The following is a 3251-nucleotide window of genomic DNA, read 5'->3' as shown; positions in this document are numbered from 1 at the left end:
AGACGGTTGCATCGGCGATCAGCACCTCACGGAACAATTCGAACTGTGGCGCGATTGTGTGAGGAACCGCGACCCCCTCGAGAGCGTGCTCGAGGAGGTCGCTCAACAGTGCTGCGAGGGCTGGCGTGAACCGATCGTAGAAGCTGGAGCGGGCAACGGTCTGGTTGGTTGCTGCGGAGTATGCACGTTGAAATCCGGCGATGGTACGGGCTTCGCCATCAACGGCGAAGCCCATGATCAGCGTCCAGACGAGCATTGTGATGTCAATCTTCCGGTCACGCTGGACGACATCGCGCTCGCGCGCGATGTCTTCGATTAGCTCGGCTGGAAACAGGGAAGTCAACCGCCGTCGTATGAGGTTCGGGGAGAGTTGCTTGAACACATTCTCTCCCCACGCGGTCTACAACGATAGCTTCGTCACCAGAGCGCTGCCTGTCGGTTTCTCCGCCTAACCGAACACGGATGCACCGCATTCCATGCCTATGCGACACTCTACGCGCGTGTGAAGAATAAGCGATATACGCTGGCGGTGCGCCGTCTCGTCGACGGCGACACCGCCAGCAGTGTCCTCGCTGAGTTTCTTGGTCTCCTTGACGGCCTTGACCCCGGCGTCAAGGCCGTCTATCTTGACCGAGAATTCTACGATAGCAAGTGTCTCACGCTCCTTCACGCTCACAACTATGCGTACGTGATGCCGATCGTCCGATGGGGAAAGACGATCAAGCAGGAACTCTCAGAAGGATGGAGCCGCGTCATCCAACATGACCTGACAGGGAAACTCGACGGTCACAGCTGGACCGTCGATTTTCCCGTCTATATCGACTGTACCTATCAAAAAGGACGATACGACGAACACGGAGTGGCGCGTCACGGCTACGCCGCTGACGCGCCGTTCATTGACACACCACGAGATGCTCGATACCACTACGCGAAACGCTTCGGTATCGAGGCCAGCTACCGACTCTCCGAACAAAGCATTGTCACGACCACAACGCAGAATCCGGTTGTACGGCTGTTGTACGTCGTGGTAAGCCTACTTTTGCAGAATGTCTGGCGGTATCTCCATTGGGAGTATGTGGCGACGCCCCGCCGTGGCGGGCGTCGCCTCTGGTCCTGGTCGTTCAAGGAGTTCATTAACATGGTGTGTCGGGCAGCGTGGACGGCCCTCGCGGTGCGTCGGGCCGTCCCCGCGAACCGGCCACCGGACGATCGGTTCCACCGGTAATCACCGACCGAGGACGCTATCTTCTGAGTGGCAACGCTGCCGCGTCGGCGGCTGATCGCCGCCGACAGCGGCAGCTCCCCACTCAATTAGTGTTCTTCGACCACTATCGACGACTCATCTCAACAGAACAGGTGACTCAGGCCATGTTAACTGGCGATGCTTTGTGAGGTACTGAACCTGTGGTTAGTGTTGCGATGGGCGGTCGTCGCCCGCTCACGGCGAGGCGGGCGCGACCTGCCCGAGGGGTTCACGTTCAAGACGTTCTGTGACTGGATTCGTCGTGAGCTGGAAGAGGAATTACGACGCCAGTGGAAAATCAAAGCGAACGGGATTGGTACACCGGCATCACAGACAATGGCCGCAGGCTGACCCCGGTCAGCCCCCGGCCTGCTCAGTGGGCGGTGAGCAACAGCTTTCGTCAGATACCGTCGAAATCCGGCTGATACCATCTGTCCAGAGCGGAGGATTAGAACTGTCTCGACCTACATCGCAGTAGCAGCGGAGACTGGCCGTCTAATCATACAGAAAATGACTGTTTTGTGGTGTTCAGGCAGCACTCTCTCCACTTGTTTGGGGAGTACCGAACTACTAATTTCGGCCGGTCAGAATTAGTACTCGCTTCAGGTATTAGTCTCTATTTGTCAATTCATTCGACCTAGACCCATCACTCTAATACATCGAGCGACATGCCTTGCATATGGGAAAATTCAAAAGAATATTTCTAAAAGGGGAATCGGCATTTTGGCGGGCATTGTCTCCGGCATTAATATTATTTAATTGTGTAGAAACAAAGGGGAAAGTATCATTAGATAAGGGAGAGTACAGATACCCCCAGAAAGATGATTTTAATGCCTTAAGAAGTAAGCATTATGAGGTTTTGACCAGATATATTAAACAATTGGAATTGGATGAGGGTTCTAGAATCTGTGATGTTGCTACTGGAGACGGACAAATGATTTCGAGTCTTAACAACATGGGTTATGATAATGTTATTGGTATAGACGTTGCTAAACCATCTACCAATCATCTCGATGACGGGAACTACGATATAGTTCAAACTGATATTGATCTAAATGGACTACAAATATTTCCATCGAACCAGTTCGATCTGGTACTTTCCTCAGAGACAATTGAGCACTTACATAACCCACATCAATTTGTACAGGAACTAACAAGAGTGACGAAGTCCGATGGGATCATAGTGCTTACTACACCTAATATTGAAAATATTAGGAATAGAATAAAATTTTTACTGGAAGGTGAACTCCCGTATTTCGGCGACATATCGATGGAAAAGGTAAAAAAACAGGTAGGTCATTGCTCTCCTATAACGGACTCAATATTACGGAATTATCTAAAAACCACAGAGTATGATATATATAAAGAAATTGGAGATTTCGGTGTTGCACCTTTTGGTGATAGGTGGGTTGGCCACACTTTTTCATATTCAAAAGGATATGATATTAGAATATCGTAGTTTTTGCTGCCGAGATCAAATTGGTGCCTGAACTTGGTGAGATTCTAATGAGGGCACTGTCTAGTTTACAATCTCCTCAGCTGGCGTTTTGCTGTCAAGCGCTTGGTTCGGTCGTTCGTGGTTGTAGTGGTGTCTGAAGCGTCGTAACCACTGTTTCGCGCTGGATTGACTGCCCATCCAGACGGCATGAAAGCGGTCGATTCGCATGGTCATAGTCTGGGACCACTTTTCGATGTGGTTCCAGAGTCGGTAGTCGAGCCGACCGCTCAAATCGTGCCGTGAGAGAGCAGTCAGATAGCCACCAGCATCGACGAGAAACACTGAATCGGCAACATCGTGTTTCTCGGTGAGCCGATGCAGGAACGTCACCTCGGGGTCGGTCCCGCGGCGGCTGAACACGTCGGCCTCTAGCAACAGCTTTGAATCAACGTCGACAGCGGCGTAGAGCCACTTTTCTCGCCGTCAACCGTGATTTGTTTCTCGTCGACCGCGACCCGCGACGGCTCTAGTTATAGTCATAATTTTTGGATAGATAAGAAGCTCTCAATT

1 protein-coding gene and 4 pseudogenes are annotated in these 3251 nt (G+C 51.5%); 3 read left to right on the top strand and 2 right to left on the bottom strand.

The window, feature by feature from the left end; genetic code table 11:
• A pseudogene (locus tag Hhyl2_RS22325) lies at positions 1 to 382 on the bottom strand (IS4 family transposase); the annotation flags it as partial.
• 72 nt (positions 383 to 454) lie between these two features.
• Between Hhyl2_RS22325 and Hhyl2_RS22320 the strand changes: the two are divergent.
• The 3 genes and pseudogenes from Hhyl2_RS22320 to Hhyl2_RS22310 form a co-directional block, all read left to right on the top strand.
• A pseudogene (locus Hhyl2_RS22320) lies at positions 455 to 1225 on the top strand (ISH3 family transposase); the annotation flags it as partial.
• Between the two features lie 174 nt (positions 1226 to 1399).
• Positions 1400 to 1594: pseudogene (locus Hhyl2_RS22315) on the top strand (ISH3 family transposase); the annotation flags it as partial.
• A gap of 328 nt (positions 1595 to 1922) precedes the next feature.
• Positions 1923 to 2702, top strand: coding sequence for a class I SAM-dependent methyltransferase (locus tag Hhyl2_RS22310; RefSeq protein ID WP_483552990.1), 780 nt, complete (start codon positions 1923 to 1925; stop codon positions 2700 to 2702).
• 60 nt (positions 2703 to 2762) lie between these two features.
• On the opposite strand, the pseudogene Hhyl2_RS22305 reads toward Hhyl2_RS22310, so the two are convergent.
• A pseudogene (locus tag Hhyl2_RS22305) lies at positions 2763 to 3205 on the bottom strand (transposase domain-containing protein); the annotation flags it as partial.
• Between the last annotated feature and the right edge of the window lie 46 nt (positions 3206 to 3251).

It is taken from the genome of Haloarcula sp. H-hyl2 (assembly GCF_056934385.1).
Note: the sequence above shows the minus strand (reverse complement) of the source record. Positions and strands in the feature narration are given on the sequence as shown.

Excerpts from the sequence above, each read along its gene's own strand:
- Hhyl2_RS22310 (WP_483552990.1), top strand. The coding sequence starts at position 1,923 with ATGGGAAAATTCAAAAGAATATTTCTAAAAGGGGAATCGGCATTTTGG.